The sequence below is a fragment of the Paraburkholderia suaedae genome, assembly GCF_040812055.1.
Lineage (GTDB): Bacteria > Pseudomonadota > Gammaproteobacteria > Burkholderiales > Burkholderiaceae > Paraburkholderia.
In genome coordinates this window covers 395,443-413,831 of record NZ_JBFOAH010000001.1, presented here as the reverse complement: position 1 = coordinate 413,831, position 18,389 = coordinate 395,443, and the positions used below count along the sequence as shown (strand labels likewise).

Here is an 18,389-nt window from a genome sequence, read left to right as displayed (position 1 = left end):
CGCGCCACGGCGGCTGAGCGCGTCGAGAGCGCCCTTGTGCGTTCTGCGGGCGCGTGCAGCTCTTCGTACTTTGTCAGGCGTGCGCCTTGCTGCACAGAAAGCGTCATCCACCTCAGGAGAGCCGTAATGAGCGCTAGCAACGAATCGACCAAGGACAACCCGGCCGACATGGAGCACCCGCAGCCGACTACTCACAGCGACAGCGAAAAGAGCAAGATGCCCGAACGCGGCGATAAAGGCCGCGATCAGTCGCCGGCAGACCGTCCCGAGAAGAAGCCCGGTGAAGGCGAGCCGCCGGTCGGTTGAAAAATGAGCGCGCGTGCAAGCGGCTTTGCCGTGTTCGAACAGCTAAGCCGCATGCTCTATCGGCTTTCGGAAGCCAAACATTTCTTCCTGATGTCTACCGATCATTTTCTTCGCGCATTGGACTCGCATTGGACTATTTTTCTGCCTTGCAGCGATGTACTCGTGAAGCGAACCGATGGCGCTAGCCGAAACGCTGCGCGATCTGCTGCACGCCTGGGGCACGGACATCGAGGTAAGCTGAGCGCGTACGCAAGGAAGCGCGTCTCATAGTCCATGACGAAAAACGGCGACCGGTTTGCTCCCGGCCGCCGTTCTTCAACCCCGCTCGCACGCGCAAAGCACAAACACGTGCAAGACGCCGCAAACCTCAGGGCTCGTGACGCAAATAGCCTTCCGTCGACGGATCGCGCATGCGCAGCGACACGATGCCGGCAATCGCGCACATCGCCGTGACATACCAGAAGAACGCCGTTTCGATGCCGATCGACTTTAGCCAGAGCGCGACGTACTCAGCGGAGCCGCCGAACACCGCATTGGCTACCGCGTACGAAAGCCCCACACCCAGCGCACGCACTTCCGGCGGGAACATTTCCGCCTTGATCAGGCCGCTGATCGACGTATAGAAGCTGACGATCGCAAGCGCAAGCACGACGAGCCCGAACGCCGCATACGGGCTCGTCACGTCTCTCAGTGCATGCAGCAGCGGCACCGTGCCGACGGTCGCGAAGAAACCGAACAGCAGCATCGAACGACGGCGGCCAATCCGGTCCGACAGCGCGCCGAACGCCGGCTGCATCGCCATGTAGACGAACAGCGCCGCGGTCATCACCGAGCTGGCTGTCTTGGCGGGCATGCCCGCTGTGTTGACCAGGTACTTCTGCATGTAAGTGGTGAATGTGTAGAAAATCAGCGAGCCGCCGGCCGTGAAGCCGAGCACGGTCATGAACGCGCCTTTATGCATCCACATGCCGCGCAGCGTGCCGGCTTCCTTGCGCTGACGGGTCGCGGCGGTGGTGGTTTCGTCGAGCGATTTGCGCAGATAGAGCGCGATCAACGCGGCTATCGCGCCGATCACGAACGGCACGCGCCAGCCCCACGCCTTGAGTTCCGCCGGCGAAAGCGTCTGCTGCAGGATCACGATCACCAGCAGCGCGCACAACTGCCCACCGATCAGCGTCACGTACTGGAACGACGCAAAGAAGCCGCGCCGGCCCTTGAGCGCGACTTCACTCATGTAGGTCGCGCTGGTGCCGTATTCGCCGCCCACCGACAAGCCCTGGAAGAGCCGCGCGACCAGCAGCAGCGCCGGCGCGAGCGCGCCGATCTGCGCATAGGTGGGCAGTAAGGCGATCACGAGCGAGCCGCCGCACATCATGAACACCGACACCATCATCGCGGTGCGGCGGCCGTGCTTGTCGGCGAGGCGGCCGAAGAACCAGCCGCCGATCGGACGCATCAGGAAGCCGGCGGCGAACACGCCCGCCGTATTGAGCAATTGCGTAGTGGTGTTGCCGCTCGGGAAGAACGCCGGCGCGAAATAGAGCGCCGTGAACGAATACACATAAAAGTCGAACCACTCGACGAGATTGCCCGACGAAGCGCCAACGATCGCGAAGATGCGGCGCCGGGTGTCGTGGGCTGAGGCGACGGTTTGGTCTGTCAGGTCGGTCATGCGGTGTCTGTCCTTGTCGTGAAACGAAGATGCGGTCGTGCGCCGCCTTTACAGTGCGGGCAGCGAGGGGCCCGCCGCGCGCGTGCGCGAATTTTACAGAATCGCAAGGACAACATGGAGGTTTGTCAGACATCGCGTGTCGCGGATCGGCGCATTCGCGTGGTTGCGGCCGGTCCGGCACGAGAAAAAGCCCCTGCCAGTCGTGCGACTGTCAGGGGCTTGAACAGCTTTGACGCTCATAACGCCGCCCTTCATCAACCGGACGCGCGTCCGCGCGGCTTCACACTCTCACTGCAGGCGGGACATATCGGCATTCGTAGCGCTTGCGCACGGTGCCGTTCTCGTCGACGCTTTCCAGGTACACGTCGAACTGCCAGAGGCGCGCCATGTGCTTGAGCACTTCGTCGCTGTCGGACGACAGATGCCGGTTGTCGCTCATGAAGTGTCGCAGCGTCAGGCTCCGGTCGCCGCGCGTGTTGACGGCCCACACCTGAATGTTCGGCTCCCGATGGTGCATGTCGTATTGCCGCGACAATGCCTGGCGCACGTACTGGTAGCCGCTGTCGTCGTGAATTGCCGAGACTTCCAGCGCGTCGCGCATGTCGTCGTCGAGCACGGAGAACAGCCGCATTTCGCGAATGAGATGCGGCGACAGGTACTGCGCGACGAAACTCTCGTCCTTGAAGTTGCGCATTGCGTAGTGCATCGCCGGCAGCCACGGACTGCCAGCCAGCTCCGGAAACCACTTGCGGTCTTCCTCGGTCGGCGCTTCGCAGATTCGGCGAATGTCGCGCATCATCGAAAAACCGAGCGCGTACGGATTGATGCCGCTGTAGTACGGCTTGGTGACCGGCGGCTGATAGACCACGTTGCTGTGCGAATGGAGAAACTCCATCATGAAGCCGTCTTCCAGCTTGCCCTGGTGGTACATGGTGTTGAGCAGCGTGTAGTGCCAGAACGTCGCCCACCCTTCGTTCATTACCTGGGTTTGCCGTTGCGGATAGAAATACTGCCCGACCTTGCGCACGATGCGGATCACTTCGCGCTCCCAGGGCTCCAGCAGCGGCGCGTTCTTTTCCGCGAAATACAGCAGATTTTCTTGCGGCTCCGGCGGATAGCGCTCCTCGATTTCCTCCGGCAATGGCGTATGCCGGGTCGGCAACGTGCGCCACAGTTCGTTCACCTGCGATTGCAGATACGCCTCGCGCTCGCGGCGCGCGGCGAATTCTTTTTCGAGCGATAGCTTTTGCGGCCGCTTGTAACGATCCACGCCGTAGTTCATCAGCGCGTGGCACGAATCGAGCAATTCCTCGACGCGGTCGAGCCCATAGCGCTCCTCGCACTCCGCGATGTAGTTCTTTGCGTAGACGAGGTAGTCGATGATCGCGTGGGCGTCCGTCCACAGCCGGAACAGATAGTTGCCCTTGAAGAACGAGTTGTGCCCGTAGGCCGCATGCGCGATGACGAGCGCCTGCATCGTCATCGTGTTCTCTTCCATCAGATACGCGATGCAGGGGTTCGAATTGATGACGATCTCATACGCGAGCCCCATCTGCCCGCGACGGTAGCTTTTTTCGGTGGAGAGAAAATGCTTGCCGAACGACCAATGACGGTAGTTCACCGGCATGCCGACGGACGCGTAAGCATCCATCATCTGTTCGGCACTGATGAGTTCCAGCTGGATGGGATACACGTCGAGCTCATACTGCTCTGCGACACGGGCAATATGCGAGTCGTATTCTTCGATCAACTCGAAGGTCCAGTCGGACGGGCACGGCAGAGGCCGATTATCGGCTACGTTCATACGGACTTCCCTTTGCCCCTCAGCGGGCGTTCCGGCGTGTCCCCGTGCTGCATCACTCTCGAGCGCTCCGGCCGCGGCGGGTTCAACATCATCCGCCCCGGCCCCGGCATGCCCTGACTGTTGCTGCGGCACGCCTTTTTCGCGCTCGGGCTGATAGCCGCGCGCTTCGTTATGCAAATGTCTGGTCGTCATGACGACGCCACCTGCTTTTCGAACAGTTCACGAAACACCGGATAAATGTCGGCCGCGGTTTCGACCTTCTTCATCGCCATATGCGGCTGGCTCAGTGCCAGTTGCGCATACTCGAGCCACAGGTTCTGCTCTTCCGGTGTGACCTGGATATACGCAAAATACCGCACCTTCTGCAGGATGTCATCCGCGAGTATCTTGCGGCACTTGGGCGAGTCGTCGGTCCAGTTGTCGCCGTCCGAAGCCTGCGCCCCGTAAATGTTCCATTCAGTGGGCGAGTAGCGCTCGTCCATCACTTTCTGCATCAGTTCGAGCGCGCTCGACACCACCGTGCCGCCGCTTTCGGTCGAATGGAAGAAGGTGTCTTCGTCGACTTCCTCCGCGCGCGTATGGTGGCGAATGAACACCACTTCGATGCGTTCGTAGTTACGTTTGAGGAACAAATACAGCAGGATAAAGAAGCGCTTGGCGAGATCCTTGCGCTGCTCGTCCATGGAACCGGACACATCCATCAGACAGAACATCACCGCCTGGCTAGAAGGCGTGGGCTGCTTTACGCGATTCACGTAACGCAGGTCGAACGGATCGATGAACGGGATACGCCAGATGCGCCCGCGCAGATGGTGGATTTCCTCTTCGAGCACTTTGATCTCTTCGCGGCGGTCCGCGGGATCGGCCTTGAGGGCCTCGAGTTGCCGCTCCATCTCGTGCAACTGGTTGACGAGCGGTGCACCCAGCGCGATGCGCCGGCCGAGCGCGCTGCGCAGCGAGCGCACCACGTCGATATTGTTGGGCGTGCCTTCGGCCGCCCACCCCGCGCGGATGCTTTTCCATGTGGGCACCGCCAGCAGATGGGTTTTGACGAGACGCGGCAGTTCGAGATCGTCGAAGAAATACTGCATGAATTCTTCGCGGCTCAGCTCGAACACGAAGTCGTCCTGACCTTCGCCTTCGTTGCTGGCCTGATTGCCGCCGCCTCCGCCGCCGCCACCTTGCGGCCGCTGGATCTTGTCGCCGCGGATGTAGTCCGAGTTGCCCGGATGCACCATTTCGCGCCTGCCGCCGGGGCCGTGGCGAAACGATGGCTCCGCGATGTCCTTGCGCGGAATCGTGATGCTCTGGGTGTTTTGAATGTCTTTGATACTGCGGTCGCGCACGGCATCCGAAACCGCGCGACGAATGTAGTTCTTGACGCGGCGCAAAAAACGCTCGCGATTCGCAATGCTCTTGTTCTTGCCCGCCAACCTGCGGTCGATGATTTGATGAAGCACACCTGGTCTCCAGTGTCGGCCGGCGTTGGCGCTTTAGCGCTACGCCGGCCACATGCAGAGCATGTCGGCCAGAGTTTGCGCTTTAGCGCCTATGCCGGCCCATGCAGAGCATGCCGGCCAGAGTTTGCGCCTGGCGCTTACTCCGGTCCCATGCAGCGCACGTCGAATGGCGTTAGCGCTTGGGTGCTGACGTCGAGCACATGCAGAGCATCTCAATGGACGTTAGCACTGCAGCGCCGAGCCCTTCCACGCAGCCTGCAAATGCGCGAGACGCCCGCTGCCTGGCGCAACACAAGCAACGCTATCTCCAGACAGCCTGCCCCTCGCAAGATGCCCGCGCGGCCGAACCACGCGGGCCGCACACACTGCGCATTACGACGACTTGCGCACGCGCAGATACCAGTCACACAGCAAGCGCACCTGCTTCGGCGTATAGCCCTTCGTCACCATCCGGTTGACGAAGTCTTCGTGCTTGCGTTGCTCTTCCGCCGAGCCCTTCGCGTTGAACGAAATCACCGGCAGCAGTTCCTCCGTGTTCGAGAACATTTTCTTCTCGATCACCACGCGCAGCTTCTCGTAGCTGATCCACGCGGGATTTTTCCCCGCGTTGGCCGCGCGCGCGCGCAGCACGAAGTTCACGATCTCGTTGCGGAAGTCCTTCGGGTTGCTGATGCCTGCCGGCTTCTCGATCTTCTCCAACTCCGCGTTCAGCGCCGCGCGGTCGAAACTCTCGCCGGTGTCGTGGTCGCGGAACTCCTGATCCTGAATCCAGAAATCCGCGTACGTCACGTAGCGATCGAAAATGTTCTGACCGTACTCCGAATACGACTCGAGATACGCTGTCTGAATCTCCTTGCCGATGAACTCCGCATAGCGCGACGCGAGCACGTCCTTGATGAAGGACAGATACTTCTGCTCGGTTTCCGGCGGAAACTGCTCGCGCTCGATCTGCTGTTCGAGCACATACATCAGGTGCACCGGATTGGCCGCGACCTCGGTCGAGTCGAAGTTGAACACGCGCGAGAGAATCTTGAACGCGAAGCGGGTCGACACCCCGGTCATCCCTTCATCGACGCCCGCGAAGTCGCGGTACTCCTGGTACGACTTGGCCTTCGGATCGGTGTCCTTCAGGTTCTCGCCGTCGTACACCTGCATCTTCGAGAACAGGCTCGAATTCTCCGGCTCCTGCAAACGCGTGAGCACGGACATCTGCGCCATCATCTTCAAGGTGCCGGGCGCGCACACCGCATTGGCGAGCGACGAATTGCGCAGCAACTTCTCGTAGATCTTGATCTCTTCACCGTAGCGCAGACAGTAAGGCACCTTGACGACGAAGATCCGGTCGAGCAGTGCTTCGTTGTTGCGGTTGTTGCGGAACGCCTTCCATTCCGACTCGTTCGAGTGCGCAAGGATCACGCCGTCGAACGGGATCGCGCCGAAGCCTTCCGTGCCCTTGAAGTTGCCTTCCTGGGTCGCGGTGAGCAGCGGGTGCAGCACCTTGATCGGGGCCTTGAACATTTCCACGAATTCGAGCAGGCCCTGGTTGGCGAGACACAGACCACCCGAGTAGCTGTAGGCATCGGCGTCGTCTTGCGCGTACTGTTCGAGCTTGCGGATGTCCACCTTGCCTACCAGTGACGAGATGTCCTGATTGTTCTCGTCGCCCGGCTCGGTCTTGGCGATACCGATCTGGCGAAGGATGGACGGGTAGCGGCGCACCACGCGGAACTTGCGGATGTCGCCGTTGTATTCGTGCAGGCGCTTCACCGCCCACGGACTCAAAATGCTTTTCAGGTAGCGGCGTGGAATGCCATATTGTTCTTCGAGAATCGGGCCGTCTTCCTCGTAGTCGAACAGACCGAGCGGCGACTCGTTCACGGGTGAGCCCTTGATCGCGTAGAACGGCACGCGCTCCATGAGCTGCTTCAAACGTTCCGCGATCGACGATTTACCGCCGCCGACCGGACCCAACAGATAGAGGATCTGCTTCTTTTCCTCGAGCCCCTGGGCCGAGTGCCGGAAGTATGCGACCACCTGCTCGATCACCTCTTCCATTCCGTAGAACTCACGGAACGCGGGGTATACCTTGATGACCTTGTTCGCGAAGATGCGCGACAAGCGCGGATCGTTGCGAGTGTCGATCTGTTCGGGTTCTCCAATTGCCGTCAACATGCGTTCGCCAGCCGTGGCGTACGCGGCGGGATTGTCTTTGCAGAGCGCGAGATACTCCTCGAGCGAGAACTCATCTTCTCGCGTTTTCTCGAAGCGGGTCGCGAAACTGCTGTAGATATCCATGCTACCTCCTCGCCTAAGTCTAGACCGATGTCGTGCGCGGCGCGCTATTAGGAAACGACATCGCTCGAATTCATCCTAAACCCTTTTAAATCTTTTTTCACGAACTACGTTGCGAAAATCGCGCCGTGAGGGGCTCGCGATATTCATCACTTGGAAAGCACCTTACCACCACCTACAATCTTGCACGCACGTCGCACCCTCTGCCGTTCATGAGGCTCGTGTCGCACGCTTCGCTGCGCGTTCCTCATGCGACGGCATTGTCAATTCCGCGTCGTTGCGCACCACCGTGTTGCAGTGCACCCGCACGTGTACCGAGCTGTCCCACTGTTGCACCACATACCCGATCCACACACCCACTTTCTCGCAGAACCTGCGCACGTCATGCGGTTTTCATGCCTGCTCGCGCTTTTTCTTCATCAACGCGCGACCCATGCGTTCGGTCTACCTGCGCATGCACCTGTTACATGTTCCTTCAACAGGGTCCTCGCGATTCGTCAACGCATCGCGCGTTTGGTTCCGCACGATTGCGACGGACCCACACTTTGAATTTTTGCCGCAGCAGGAGCGCCGTCGTCATGGCGACGGTGTCGCGGTGACGACGACCGTCCATCACTGCATAGCGACCGCATGCCGACGCGTTTTTATAGGTAGATACGGCAAAGCCGCTGACACGACATGGACGCGGCAAAAACAAAACGGCCGCCCGTGGGCAGCCGTTTGGAAAGACGCTTCGTAATTTGCTGTTACATCGGCGCTGATGAGCGCGCCGTGGTGCGCTCAGGTCAGCTCGATCTCCACTTCGCCCAAGCCGTCGATATGGCCGCGCACGATGCCCGGCCCTTCGATCCTGTGCGCGCCCACGTAGGAACCGGTGGTGAGCGTCCATTGCGGTTCGATCGTGATGCCCATGGCGGCGCAATGGTTGACGAACCAGACCAGCAGCTCACGCGGGTCGCCCGCCGGATTGCCAGTGACTTCCGGCACCAGCGAGTCGCCGTCGAAGCTTAGCTCCAGTTCCGGTGAAACGAAGTCGAAGCCGCGCGCGAGGCTCGCATAGGCGAGCGGGTGCCCGCTGATCAATGCGCCGTTGTTCTGCGCATCGGCCAGTTGCGCGAGCGGCGCGATATTCGGCCATTCGCTGAAACGGCTGTCGACGATCTCGATGGCCGGCAGTACCACGCCGACCTTCGAGAGCACTTCGTCGCGCGCGTACGCGTGGTCTCGCGGCTCGATCGCCTCGGCGAAGCGGAAGGCGATCTCCAGCTCCACCAACACCTGGAAGAAGCCGCCATGGGCGAGCCGCGCCGGCGACGGCACGACCAGCGACGCGGGGATCGGCGCACCGGCGGCCGCGCCCCCCGGCGTTCTCGCGCCGATCTTCCACGCGCCCGTCGAGTCGCCCAGGCCCGCGATGACCGCCTGCTGGATCGCGTAGGCGGTTGCCGCATCGGGCGGCAGGCTGTCGGGCGGGGGCGCGTCGATCGGGCGATGCTGCCGGCGGGCTTCGACGAGGCGGTGCGCGAGGTCGTGTGGCGTCATGTCGGTCCTTGTGGCTGGCGCAGTGAGCGGTGCATCGGGCTCGAGGGTTGGGGGAAGCCATGCGTTGCGCGGCGCGGGAGGCAGGCGCCCGGTCTGTACGCGCCGCGCACCCTGGATCGACGCTGCCTGAGGGACGCCTCCTGAACGACGCCTCCTGAACGACGCCGCCAGAGCGATGCTGCCGCGACGAGTGATGGCCGCGCCCGTCAATGTACCGGATCGCGAGGCGCGCCAGGGTGCGCTGTGTGCGCGCAAACGTTAGTCAATGCGCGCGGCACGAAAAAAAAGCGTGGCTGCCTCGCAGCCGCGCTTTTTCCGCGCTGTTTCATATGATGCGCGCATCCACCGCGTTGGCGGCGCTAGCGCCGCAGCGCCGGGAACGAACGTTGCAACAACGGTTGCCTGAGAAGCGGTCCCGACCTGGATCAGAAGGTCTCCCAATCGTGATCGCCGCCTGCGCCCGCCGTCGCTGTCGCCTTGGCGGGAGCACGCGCGGGCCCGCCGGCTACGTGCGTCTTTGCCGCCGCGGTCCCGGGCTCGGCCGGCTGGGAACTTGCCGTCGAAGGCCTGGTGGCGCCCTGCGCCCGTTCGCTCGCCGCCATGCGCTTGGGCGCTGCACTTGCGCGGCCATTCGCGCGAGCCTTGACCGGAGCCGCAGCCGAAGCCCCCGCGGGGAAGTTAGGGACCAACTTCGTGGCCAACCTCGCGGGCACCTTTGACGACGCGTTGTAACCGCCCTCGTCGAGGTGAAACACGGCGACCGCCGTGCGCAGCTTGCCGGCCTGGTCCTCGAGCGAGGAAGCCGCGGCTGCGGCTTGCTCGACCAGTGCCGCGTTCTGCTGGGTGGCTTCGTCCATCTGCGTGACCGCGCGCGCCACCTGGTCGATGCCGCCGCTCTGCTCTTCCGATGCCGCCGCGATCTCGCCCATGATGTCCGTCACCCGCTGCACCGCGCCGATGATCTCGGTCATTGTCCGGCCCGCTTCGTCGACCAGCGCCGAGCCCGACTGCACCCGCTCGACGGAGGTGTCGATCAACTCCTTGATTTCCTTGGCCGCCGCCGACGAGCGTTGCGCGAGGCTGCGCACCTCGCCCGCCACGACCGCGAAACCGCGCCCGTCCTCGCCGGCGCGCGCCGCTTCGACGGCGGCATTGAGCGCCAGGATGTTGGTCTGAAAGGCAATGCCTTCGATGATCGAAATGATGTCCGCGATCTTCGCCGAACTCTGATTGATTTCGCCCATCGTGCCCACGACCTGACCGACCACCGCGCTGCCCTTGTTGGCGATCTCCGACGCGTTGGCCGCGAGCGAACTCGCCTGGCGGGCGTTGTCGGCGTTCTGCTTGACCGTGCCCGTCAGCTCTTCCATGCTCGCTGCGGTTTCCTGCAGCGCCGACGCCTGTTCCTCGGTGCGCGCGGACAGATCGATATTGCCCGCGGCGATCTGGCGCGTTGCGGTCGCAATCGACTCCGTGCCGCCGCGCACCGCGCGCACCGTTTCGGTGAGACTGCGCTGCATTTTGGCGATGCCGTCCAGCAGTTGCCCCATTTCGTCGCGCGACGTGACAACGACCGGACGATGCAGATCGCCGGCGGCAATCGCGTCGAAATGGCCGAGCGCTTCACCGAGCGGCCTCGCAATCGCGCGGCTGAGCGTCAGATACGACAGCGCGGCGGCCAGGATGCCAAGCGCCAGCGCGCCGATGCTGACCGCGCGGAACACCTCGAAGCTGCTTTGCGCCGCGTCATAGCCTTGCTGGGCCGAGTCGAACTGGACCTTGCGCAGCGCTTCGTCGGCGGTGGCAAGCTCGTTGTAGCTCGACTGCAGCAGCTTGGCCCCGTCGATCAGCTTGCCCTGGTCGTTCGCGGAGACGATCGCCGCGAACGCGTCCAGGTGCCCATGCAGCGTTTCGCGTTTGGCGGCGACATCCTGCGCAATCCGGTCCTCGGCGGCGTCGCGCGGCAGGTCGAGATACTTTTTCCACCAGGCGTCGGACGTCGCGCGCATCATGCGTGCGCGCTCCAGCGTCGAGGTGGCTTCCGGCGTGCCGGCCATGAACGCGGCGCGGTCGAGCGTGAGGCGTTCGCGGGCCGCGTACAGCTCCGCGTTGCCGATATCGACTGCGCTTGGCATCGCGTCGGTGAAGGTGTCCCTATAAGCGTTGTTGGTGCGGCTCATGCCGAAGAGACCGAAAACGCCGATCGCGACCAGCAGTGCAGCGAGAAAACCCATCGTCAGGCCAATCCGCGCCTTGATCGTAATGCCCTTGTTCAACATGTTTGTTCCTGTGCCTGGGAATGAGAGGCTGCCTGCGCGCTGTGAAGCAGCTTCGCCCGCAAGGCATTCCGGCGCTTTTGGAAGCGCCGCTCTAGTTCATCCGTTTACGGCGCAGGCGGCGCATCCTTGAAGCATTTATGACGATATCGGCCGAGGGATTTGGGAAAAATTACAAAGCGCTGAACAGCCAAGCGGCGGCCGGCTGTGCTTGCGGCGTTGACCGCCGGTGCTGCGTATCGCCGCGCGCGCAAGGAGCGCGGGCGTTGCCGGTTTGAGAGATGGTTTGGACGCGCTCCGCGGCGGGCTTCACGGACCCGGAAACCCGGCCACGCGTAGCGCCGGGGAAAGAATTTGCGCGACAGCCTGGTCCAGCGCGAGCACGACGATCGGGACGGCATCGGCGCCGTCCTCCGAGCCGCGGTCGAAATCAGTCCAATGCGTCGAGCTCCGCCCTGGTCGGAATCGACGGCTGCGCACCGGCGCGCGTGACCGACAGCGCCGCGGCTCGCTGCGCGAAGCGGATCGCCGCATCGACGCTCGCGCCCTGCGCCAATTGCGCCGCAAATCCGCCGATGAACGTATCGCCCGCCGCGGTGGTATCGATCGCTTTCACTTGCGGCGCTTCATACAGCGCCGCGACCGCGCCATCGAGCGCCGCCTGCACGCCGCGTGCGCCGAGCGTCACCAGCACGTTGCGCGCGCCGGCCGCGCGCAAGGCCGCGCATGCGCGCGCCGCGTCCTCGGGAGAGTCGACCGGCAGCCCGGTCAGCGCGGCCGCTTCCAGTTCGTTCGGAATCAGGTAGTCGATGAGCGGCAACCAGTCGGCGGGCAATGGGCCGGTGGCCGGCGCCGGATTAAGGATGACCGTCTTGCCGAGCCGCCGCGCTGCGGCGAGCGCCGCGCGCACCGTGGCCGGCGGCGTTTCCAGCTGGCAGACGACGACGTTGGCGGCGGCCAGCAGCGCCTCGTGACGGGCGATCGTTTCGGGCGTGACTTCGCCGTTGCTGCCCGCCACGATCACGATCGCGTTCTGGCTGGCGTCGTCGACGACGATCAGCGCCACGCCGGTCGCTTCTTTGCCGGTTTCGACCGCCGCGCAGTCGATGCCTTGCGCTTCTAGCCCGGCGCGCAGTTGTGCGCCATTCGCATCGGCGCCGACGCAGCCGAGCATCGACACGCGCGCGCCGAGCCGCGCCGCCGCGACCGCCTGATTGCCGCCCTTGCCGCCCGCTACCTGCGTGAAGGTGCGGCCGGCGAGCGTTTCGCCGGGATGCGGCAGACGCGGTGCGCGCACCACGAGGTCCATGTTCAGACTGCCGACCACGGTCACGCGCGAATGCGGTTCGTTACTTGCCACTTGCTTCTCCTTGATGTCGCGCAGCGTGGTCGCGCCGCAGCGCTGATGCTACGGCTGATGTGGCGGCTCATGCCGCGCAGTTGATGCAGGCCGGTTCGTCCAGCGCGGTTTACAGCGCGGCTCGATGCGGCGCGGTTCCATGCGGCGTGGGTCCATGCAGCGCGGTTCCATGCAGCGCGGTTGCATGCGGCGCGGTTCTCCATGCAGCGCGGTTGCATGCGGCGCGGTTCTCCATGCAGCGCGGTTGCATGCGGCGCGGTTCTCCATGCAGCGCGGTTGCATACAGCGCGGTTGCATGCTGCGCGATTCCATGCGGCGCGGTTCCATGGGGCGCGGTTCACGCAGCGCGGTTCACGCAGCCGCCGCGCTCACGCGGCCAGGCCGTGCTGCCCCGCGCCCGGCCATGTTGCGGTCGATTCGCGCAGGATCAGGCGCGGCGACACCACGCGCCGGCGGCCGGCCCCGCGAACGCTGCCCGACACGCTTCCCGCGATCCGCTCGATCAGCGTCTGCGCGGCCATGTCGCCGAGCGCGCGCACCGATTGCCCGACCGTCGACAGCGCCGGGTACGTCAAGCGGCCCAGCTCGATGTCGTCAAAGCCGATGATCGAACATTGCTGCGGCACGCTGATGCCGCGTTCGGCCGCCGCGCGCAGCGCGCCGATGCCCATCATGTCGTTGCCGGCGAAAATCGCCGACGGCTTGACCGTATCGAACAGTTGGCCGGCCGCGCGATGGCCGCCCGTTCCCGAGAAATCGCTTTCGACGATCGCGTCGGGCGCGATGTCGATGCCGCGCTCGGCCATCGCGCGGATGAAGCCATGCACCCGCATCGCGCTAACCGCCGTCTGCACCGGCCCGGTAATGCAGCCGATGCGCACGTGCCCCAGTTCCAGCAGATGACGGGTCGCGAGATAAGCACCCTTTTCGTGGTCGATCTGCACCAGGTCCGCGTTCAGGCCTTCGATGTTGCGGTCCAGGATCACCAGCGGTTCGTGCGAGTTGGCGAGCGTTTGCGCGAGCACCGCGTCATCGCCGGCCGACGCGACGATCAGCCCGTCGATGCGCTTTTCCTGCAACACCCGCAGGTAGTTGCGCTGCTTGGCGGGGTCGTCGTCGGAATTGCAGAAGAACACGCAGTAACCGTTGCGGGCGCAGCCATCCTCGATGCCGCGCGCGAGCTCCGCGAAATAGGGGTTGGTGCTGTTGGGCACTACGAGGCCGATCGTCGCGGTGGCGCGCCCCTTGAGCGAGCGCGCCACCGCCGACGGCACATAGTGCAGTTGACGGATCGCTTGCTCGACCTTCGCGCGCACGTCGGCCGATACCGGCCGCGAGTTGTTCACCACGTGCGATACCGTCGTGAACGACACGCCAGCCACGGCTGCCACATCCTTGATCGTCGCCATAACCTGTTGCTCTCCTGCCTGTTGTTCCCGCTGGCCGCGCCGAAAACCAGCGACCCACCGGACGTCTTCCTCGAAGGCAGACCCGATCGATGAATGCCTATGCGTCGCCGCTCATCCTCTTGCCATCGTGCTGCTTCGACGAACCGGCTCAGGCGCGCTTGCGCCGGCTCCGATAAGTGTCGAGCACCACGGCCACCACGATTACCGCGCCCGTGATCATGCGTTTGGTCGGCTCGTTCGCGCCGATCTGCGCGAGCCCCGCCGCCAGCACCGATATGATCAATACGCCGAAGAACGTGCTGATCACCGAGCCGCGCCCGCCCATCAAACTGGTGCCGCCGATCACGACCGCGGCGATCACCTGCAACTCGAGGCCGACGCCCGCGTTCGGGTCGGCCGCTTCCAGGCGCGAAATCTGGAACAGCGCGGCAAGCCCCGACAGCGCGCCCATCAGCGCGAACACGACGACCTTGTAGGGGCGCGGATTGACGCCCGCGAGCCGCACGGCTTCCTCGTTGGTGCCGATGCCGACCAGATAGCGGCCGAATACCGTGCGCGTGAGCACGAGTTGCGCGATCACCATGACCGCAACCGCGAGCAGGAAGGCCGGCGAAATGCCCAGCGCGATCGGGTTCGACAGGAAGTCGAACGCGTCGCCGATGTAGGCGGTGCGCGAATTGGTCATCTGGTACGCGAGGCCGCGCGCCGCTTCGAGCACGCCGAGCGACACGATGAACGACGGGATGCGCCAGCCCACCGTCACGGCGCCCGTAATGGTGCCGGTCAGCGCCGCCGCGGCGACGCCGAGCAGCGCCGAGGGCAACGGCCCCCAGCCCCATTTCAGCGCGGCCACGCTGACCACAGACGCCCCCAGGGCCAGCACCGATCCCACCGACAGGTCGATCCCCGCGATGATCAGCACGAAGGTCATCCCCACCGACATCACCACGAGGTCCGGAATCTGATTGGCGATCGTGCTGAAGGTGTCGTAGGTCAGGAAGTGCGAACTCAGCACCGAGAACAGCACGATCATCCCCAGCAGCGCGCCGGCGAGACCCAGGTAGTTCGAAAAGCCGAGCCGCGTACCGGCCGGCTTGCCGCTCGCCAGCGGCGCCGACGGATCGGCCGGCGGCGCGACGTTCGCATTCACGTCGGCGTCGGCGTTCGGGTGCGCGTCCGCCTGTGCATTGGCCCCGCGGTGCTTGCCGCCCGACGCTTCGCGCCACGATTGATCGGTCATGACAGACTCCCTGCCTGGTTGGTGTCGGGGGCGTGCAGCAGCGCTTCGCGGCCGCGGTAGCCGGCGAAAGCGGCCGCCAGCAGCGCATCCTGCGACCAGCTATCGCGCTCGAATATGCCTGTCATGCGGCCTGCGGACATCACCCCGATCCGGTCGCAGATCAGCATCAGCTCGCGCAGGTCGCTCGACACCACGACGAGCGCGCGGCCTTCGCGAGCCAGCGCGCCCATCAAGCCATAAATATCGAACTTCGCGCCGACGTCGATGCCGCGCGTAGGTTCGTCGAATAACAATACGCGGCTTTCGCGTGCCAGCCAGCGGCCGATCACGACCTTCTGCTGGTTGCCGCCCGACAGCTCGCCGACGATCTGCCCCGGACCGGAGCTGCGAATCCGCATCGCGTCGATCTGCTTTTGCGCCAGGGCGTTTTCGCGCCCGGCATCGACGATGCCGTACCGCGCCACGCCGCCGATGTTGCCCAGCGACACGTTGGCCGCGATCGGCTGCGGCAGCAGCAGGCCTTCGCCTTTGCGGTCCTCGGTGATGAGCGCGATGCCCGCGCGCACCGCGTCCGACGGCGACTCGATCCGCACCGGCGTGGGCTTGGCGCCCGGCGTGGCGGCGAGCAGCACCGTGCCGCTGTCTTTGTGGTCGGCACCATAAATCAGCCGCATCAGCTCGGTGCGGCCCGCGCCGATCAGCCCGCTGATGCCGAAGATCTCGCCCGCGCGCACGTCGAAGGACACGTCGCGCACCACGTTGCCACGCGCGAGCCGGTCGACCTTCAACAGCGGCGCGCCGATGTTGCGCACCCCCAGATCGATCCGCTCGCCAAGTTCGCGCCCGACCATCCACGTAACGATCTGCTCGCTCGTCAGCCGGGCCATCGCGTCGACATGCACGAGCCGGCCGTCGCGCAGCACAGCGACCCGCCCGGCCACCCGCGCCAGTTCCTCGAGCCGGTGCGAGATATAGACGAGCGCGACACCGCGCGAGCGCAACCGTCCGATCTGCTCGAACAGCAGGTCGACTTCGCGCGCGGTCAGCATCGCGGTCGGCTCGTCGAGGATCAGCACGCGGCAGTCGTCGATCAGGTTGCGCGCAATCTCCACCATCTGCTGATGCCCGATGCCGAGTTCGCCGACCAGCGTGTCGGGATCGATGGCGTCGAGCCCGACTTGCGCCATCGCGCGACGCGCGTCGTCGCGCAGCTTGCGGCGGTCGATCCAGCCGAAGCTGAACGCGCCCACGCGCGGCAGGCGGTTCAGGAACAGGTTCTCCGCTACCGACAAGGTCGGCAGCAGATTCAGCTCCTGCATCACCATGCGCACGCCGAGCGCTTCGGCCGCGGCGCGGCTCGCCGGCGCGTAGGGCTCGCCGCCCAGGCGCATCGTGCCGGTGGTCGGCTCGACCAGCCCACCGATTATTTTGGACAGCGTACTCTTGCCAGCGCCGTTCTCGCCGGTCAAGGCCAACACCTCGCCGGCGCGCAGCGCCAGCGAGACGTCGGCGAGCACCGGCTCGGCATAGCGCTTGCCGATGCCGCTGACGGACAGGACGACAGGCAAGACTTCGTGGTCGGTTGAATCCATCGCGATCCTGGTTCCATGGCGGCCCTCGCGGCTTCGTGCGATCTGCCCGCATGAAGCCGTCGACGGCCGTCACGAGTCATGTCGGCCCAATGCGCGGAATGCGCAAGCGCTAACGGCCGCTTGTCCTCCCGCCGCGCAGCCGCCGTCATGACGCTTACCTCTGAACTTAACGGCGGCGCGCACGGATTCTTGAGCGTTTGTTGAATAGTGGCGGATTCGCGGGTCCGGTATCGGACGCTCGCACGCTTCACCGGGCGCTGCGCCGCACGCCACGACACGCCCGCTAACCCATGAATCTGCGATATGGCGCGGATTTCGGCGCGGACTTCGGCGCGGACTTCGGCGCGGACTTCGGCGCCGACTGCGACGCCGACTTCGGCGCAGGGCGAACGGCGCTTATTTGGTCACGAGGGTAACCGGCGTTTCCACCACGCCGGATAGCTGCGACTGATTCTTGTGTTCGCTGAGCGCCTTCAGCGCGGTGTCGATGCCGAACACCGCCTGCTTCGCTGCGTATTGATCAGCGGTGGCGAGCACGCGGCCGTCCTTGAGCATCGGCTTGATCGCGTTGATGTTGTCGTAGCCGACCACCAGCACCTTGCCCTGCTTGCCCGCCGCGCGCACCGCCGAGACGGCGCCGATCGCCATGTTGTCGTTGCCGGCGAGGAGCGCCTTCAGGTTCGGATACTCGTTGAGCATGGCGGAGGCCACCGCGTTGCCCTTGTCGATTTCCCACTCACCGGATTGCACCGACACCACCTTCGCGCCGACCTTCTGCATTGCGTCCTTGAAGCCCGCCGTGCGCTGCTGCGCGTTGGTGGTGGTCGACACGCCTTCGATGATGCCCACCTCGTCGCCCGCCTTCAGCCGCTTGGCCAGATAGTCGCCGACCATCTCCGCGCCCTTGCGGTTATCGGGGCCGACGAACGGCACGTTCAGGTCTTTGGACTTGAGTACGTCCGGATCGAGCCGGTTGTCGATATTCACGACGATGATGCCCGCGTCGACCGCCTTCTTGACCACCGGCACGAGCGCCTTGGAGTCGGCCGGCGCGAGCACGATCGCGTCGACCTTGGAGACGATCATCTGTTCGACGATGCGGATCTGGTTGGCCGTATCGGTCTCGTCCTTGATGCCGTTGGTGATCAGGTCGAACTGGCCGGGATTGTGTTTCTGGTAGTCCTTCGCGCCGGTCTCCATGGTCAGGAAGAACTCGTTGGCGAGCGACTTCATGACGAGCGCGATCTTCGGCTTATGGGCCGGGGCGTTTTGCGCGTAGGCGGAGGAAAATGGCAGCGCGGCAGTGGCGGTGGCGAGAACGGCGGCAGCGAGAATGCGACGGCGAATGCGATGGCTCATGTGTATCTCCTGGTTTTTCGGGCTCGGGTCGAGCCATATTTTTCATGGCGCGCAAACGTTTGCGATGGCTATTGTCA

The 18,389-nt window shown here is 64.3% G+C and carries 12 protein-coding genes; 1 reads left to right on the top strand and 11 read right to left on the bottom strand.

Annotated elements, in window-relative coordinates; genetic code table 11:
* Positions 1-126 precede the first annotated feature (126 nt).
* A complete protein-coding gene (locus ABQJ48_RS01790; RefSeq protein WP_367835560.1) occupies positions 127-306 on the top strand; it encodes a hypothetical protein in 180 nt (59 codons plus the stop codon).
* Positions 307-673: 367 nt separating this feature from the next.
* Here ABQJ48_RS01790 and ABQJ48_RS01785 read toward each other — a convergent pair whose 3' ends face one another.
* The 11 genes from ABQJ48_RS01785 to ABQJ48_RS01735 all read right to left on the bottom strand — a co-directional run bounded on the left by ABQJ48_RS01785 (position 674) and on the right by ABQJ48_RS01735 (position 18,312).
* Positions 674-1,978 carry an MFS family transporter gene (locus tag ABQJ48_RS01785; protein WP_367835559.1) on the bottom strand — a complete coding sequence of 435 codons (1,305 nt, stop codon included), beginning with the start codon at positions 1,976-1,978 and terminating at the stop codon, positions 674-676.
* 280 nt (positions 1,979-2,258) lie between these two features.
* Positions 2,259-3,974 carry a SpoVR family protein gene (locus ABQJ48_RS01780; protein ID WP_367835558.1) on the bottom strand — a complete coding sequence of 572 codons (1,716 nt, stop codon included), beginning with the start codon at positions 3,972-3,974 and terminating at the stop codon, positions 2,259-2,261.
* Positions 3,971-5,242: a YeaH/YhbH family protein gene (locus tag ABQJ48_RS01775; RefSeq protein WP_367835556.1), complete on the bottom strand. Its 1,272-nt coding sequence runs from the start codon at positions 5,240-5,242 to the stop codon at positions 3,971-3,973. The genes ABQJ48_RS01780 and ABQJ48_RS01775 overlap by 4 nt, the downstream gene beginning before the upstream one ends.
* 372 nt (positions 5,243-5,614) lie before the next feature.
* A complete protein-coding gene (locus ABQJ48_RS01770) occupies positions 5,615-7,537 on the bottom strand; it encodes a PrkA family serine protein kinase (RefSeq protein ID WP_367835555.1) in 1,923 nt (640 codons plus the stop codon).
* A 777-nt stretch (positions 7,538-8,314) separates the two neighbouring features.
* Positions 8,315-9,076, bottom strand: coding sequence for a 2-keto-4-pentenoate hydratase (locus tag ABQJ48_RS01765; protein ID WP_367835554.1), 762 nt, complete (start codon positions 9,074-9,076; stop codon positions 8,315-8,317).
* A gap of 425 nt (positions 9,077-9,501) precedes the next feature.
* Positions 9,502-11,355: a methyl-accepting chemotaxis protein gene (locus tag ABQJ48_RS01760; RefSeq protein ID WP_367835553.1), complete on the bottom strand. Its 1,854-nt coding sequence runs from the start codon at positions 11,353-11,355 to the stop codon at positions 9,502-9,504.
* Positions 11,356-11,782: 427 nt separating this feature from the next.
* Positions 11,783-12,712 (bottom strand): ribokinase, encoded by a 930-nt coding sequence (gene rbsK / locus ABQJ48_RS01755; protein WP_367835552.1) that lies wholly within the window; start codon positions 12,710-12,712, stop codon positions 11,783-11,785.
* 368 nt (positions 12,713-13,080) lie between these two features.
* Positions 13,081-14,121 carry a LacI family DNA-binding transcriptional regulator gene (locus ABQJ48_RS01750; RefSeq protein WP_367835551.1) on the bottom strand — a complete coding sequence of 347 codons (1,041 nt, stop codon included), beginning with the start codon at positions 14,119-14,121 and terminating at the stop codon, positions 13,081-13,083.
* A 148-nt stretch (positions 14,122-14,269) separates the two neighbouring features.
* Positions 14,270-15,361, bottom strand: a complete 1,092-nt coding sequence (locus ABQJ48_RS01745; protein WP_367835550.1) for an ABC transporter permease — start codon at positions 15,359-15,361, stop codon at positions 14,270-14,272.
* Positions 15,358-16,953 carry a sugar ABC transporter ATP-binding protein gene (locus ABQJ48_RS01740; protein WP_367835549.1) on the bottom strand — a complete coding sequence of 532 codons (1,596 nt, stop codon included), beginning with the start codon at positions 16,951-16,953 and terminating at the stop codon, positions 15,358-15,360. The genes ABQJ48_RS01745 and ABQJ48_RS01740 overlap by 4 nt, the downstream gene beginning before the upstream one ends.
* A 396-nt stretch (positions 16,954-17,349) precedes the next feature.
* Positions 17,350-18,312: a sugar ABC transporter substrate-binding protein gene (locus tag ABQJ48_RS01735; RefSeq protein ID WP_367835547.1), complete on the bottom strand. Its 963-nt coding sequence runs from the start codon at positions 18,310-18,312 to the stop codon at positions 17,350-17,352.
* Positions 18,313-18,389 lie beyond the last annotated feature (77 nt).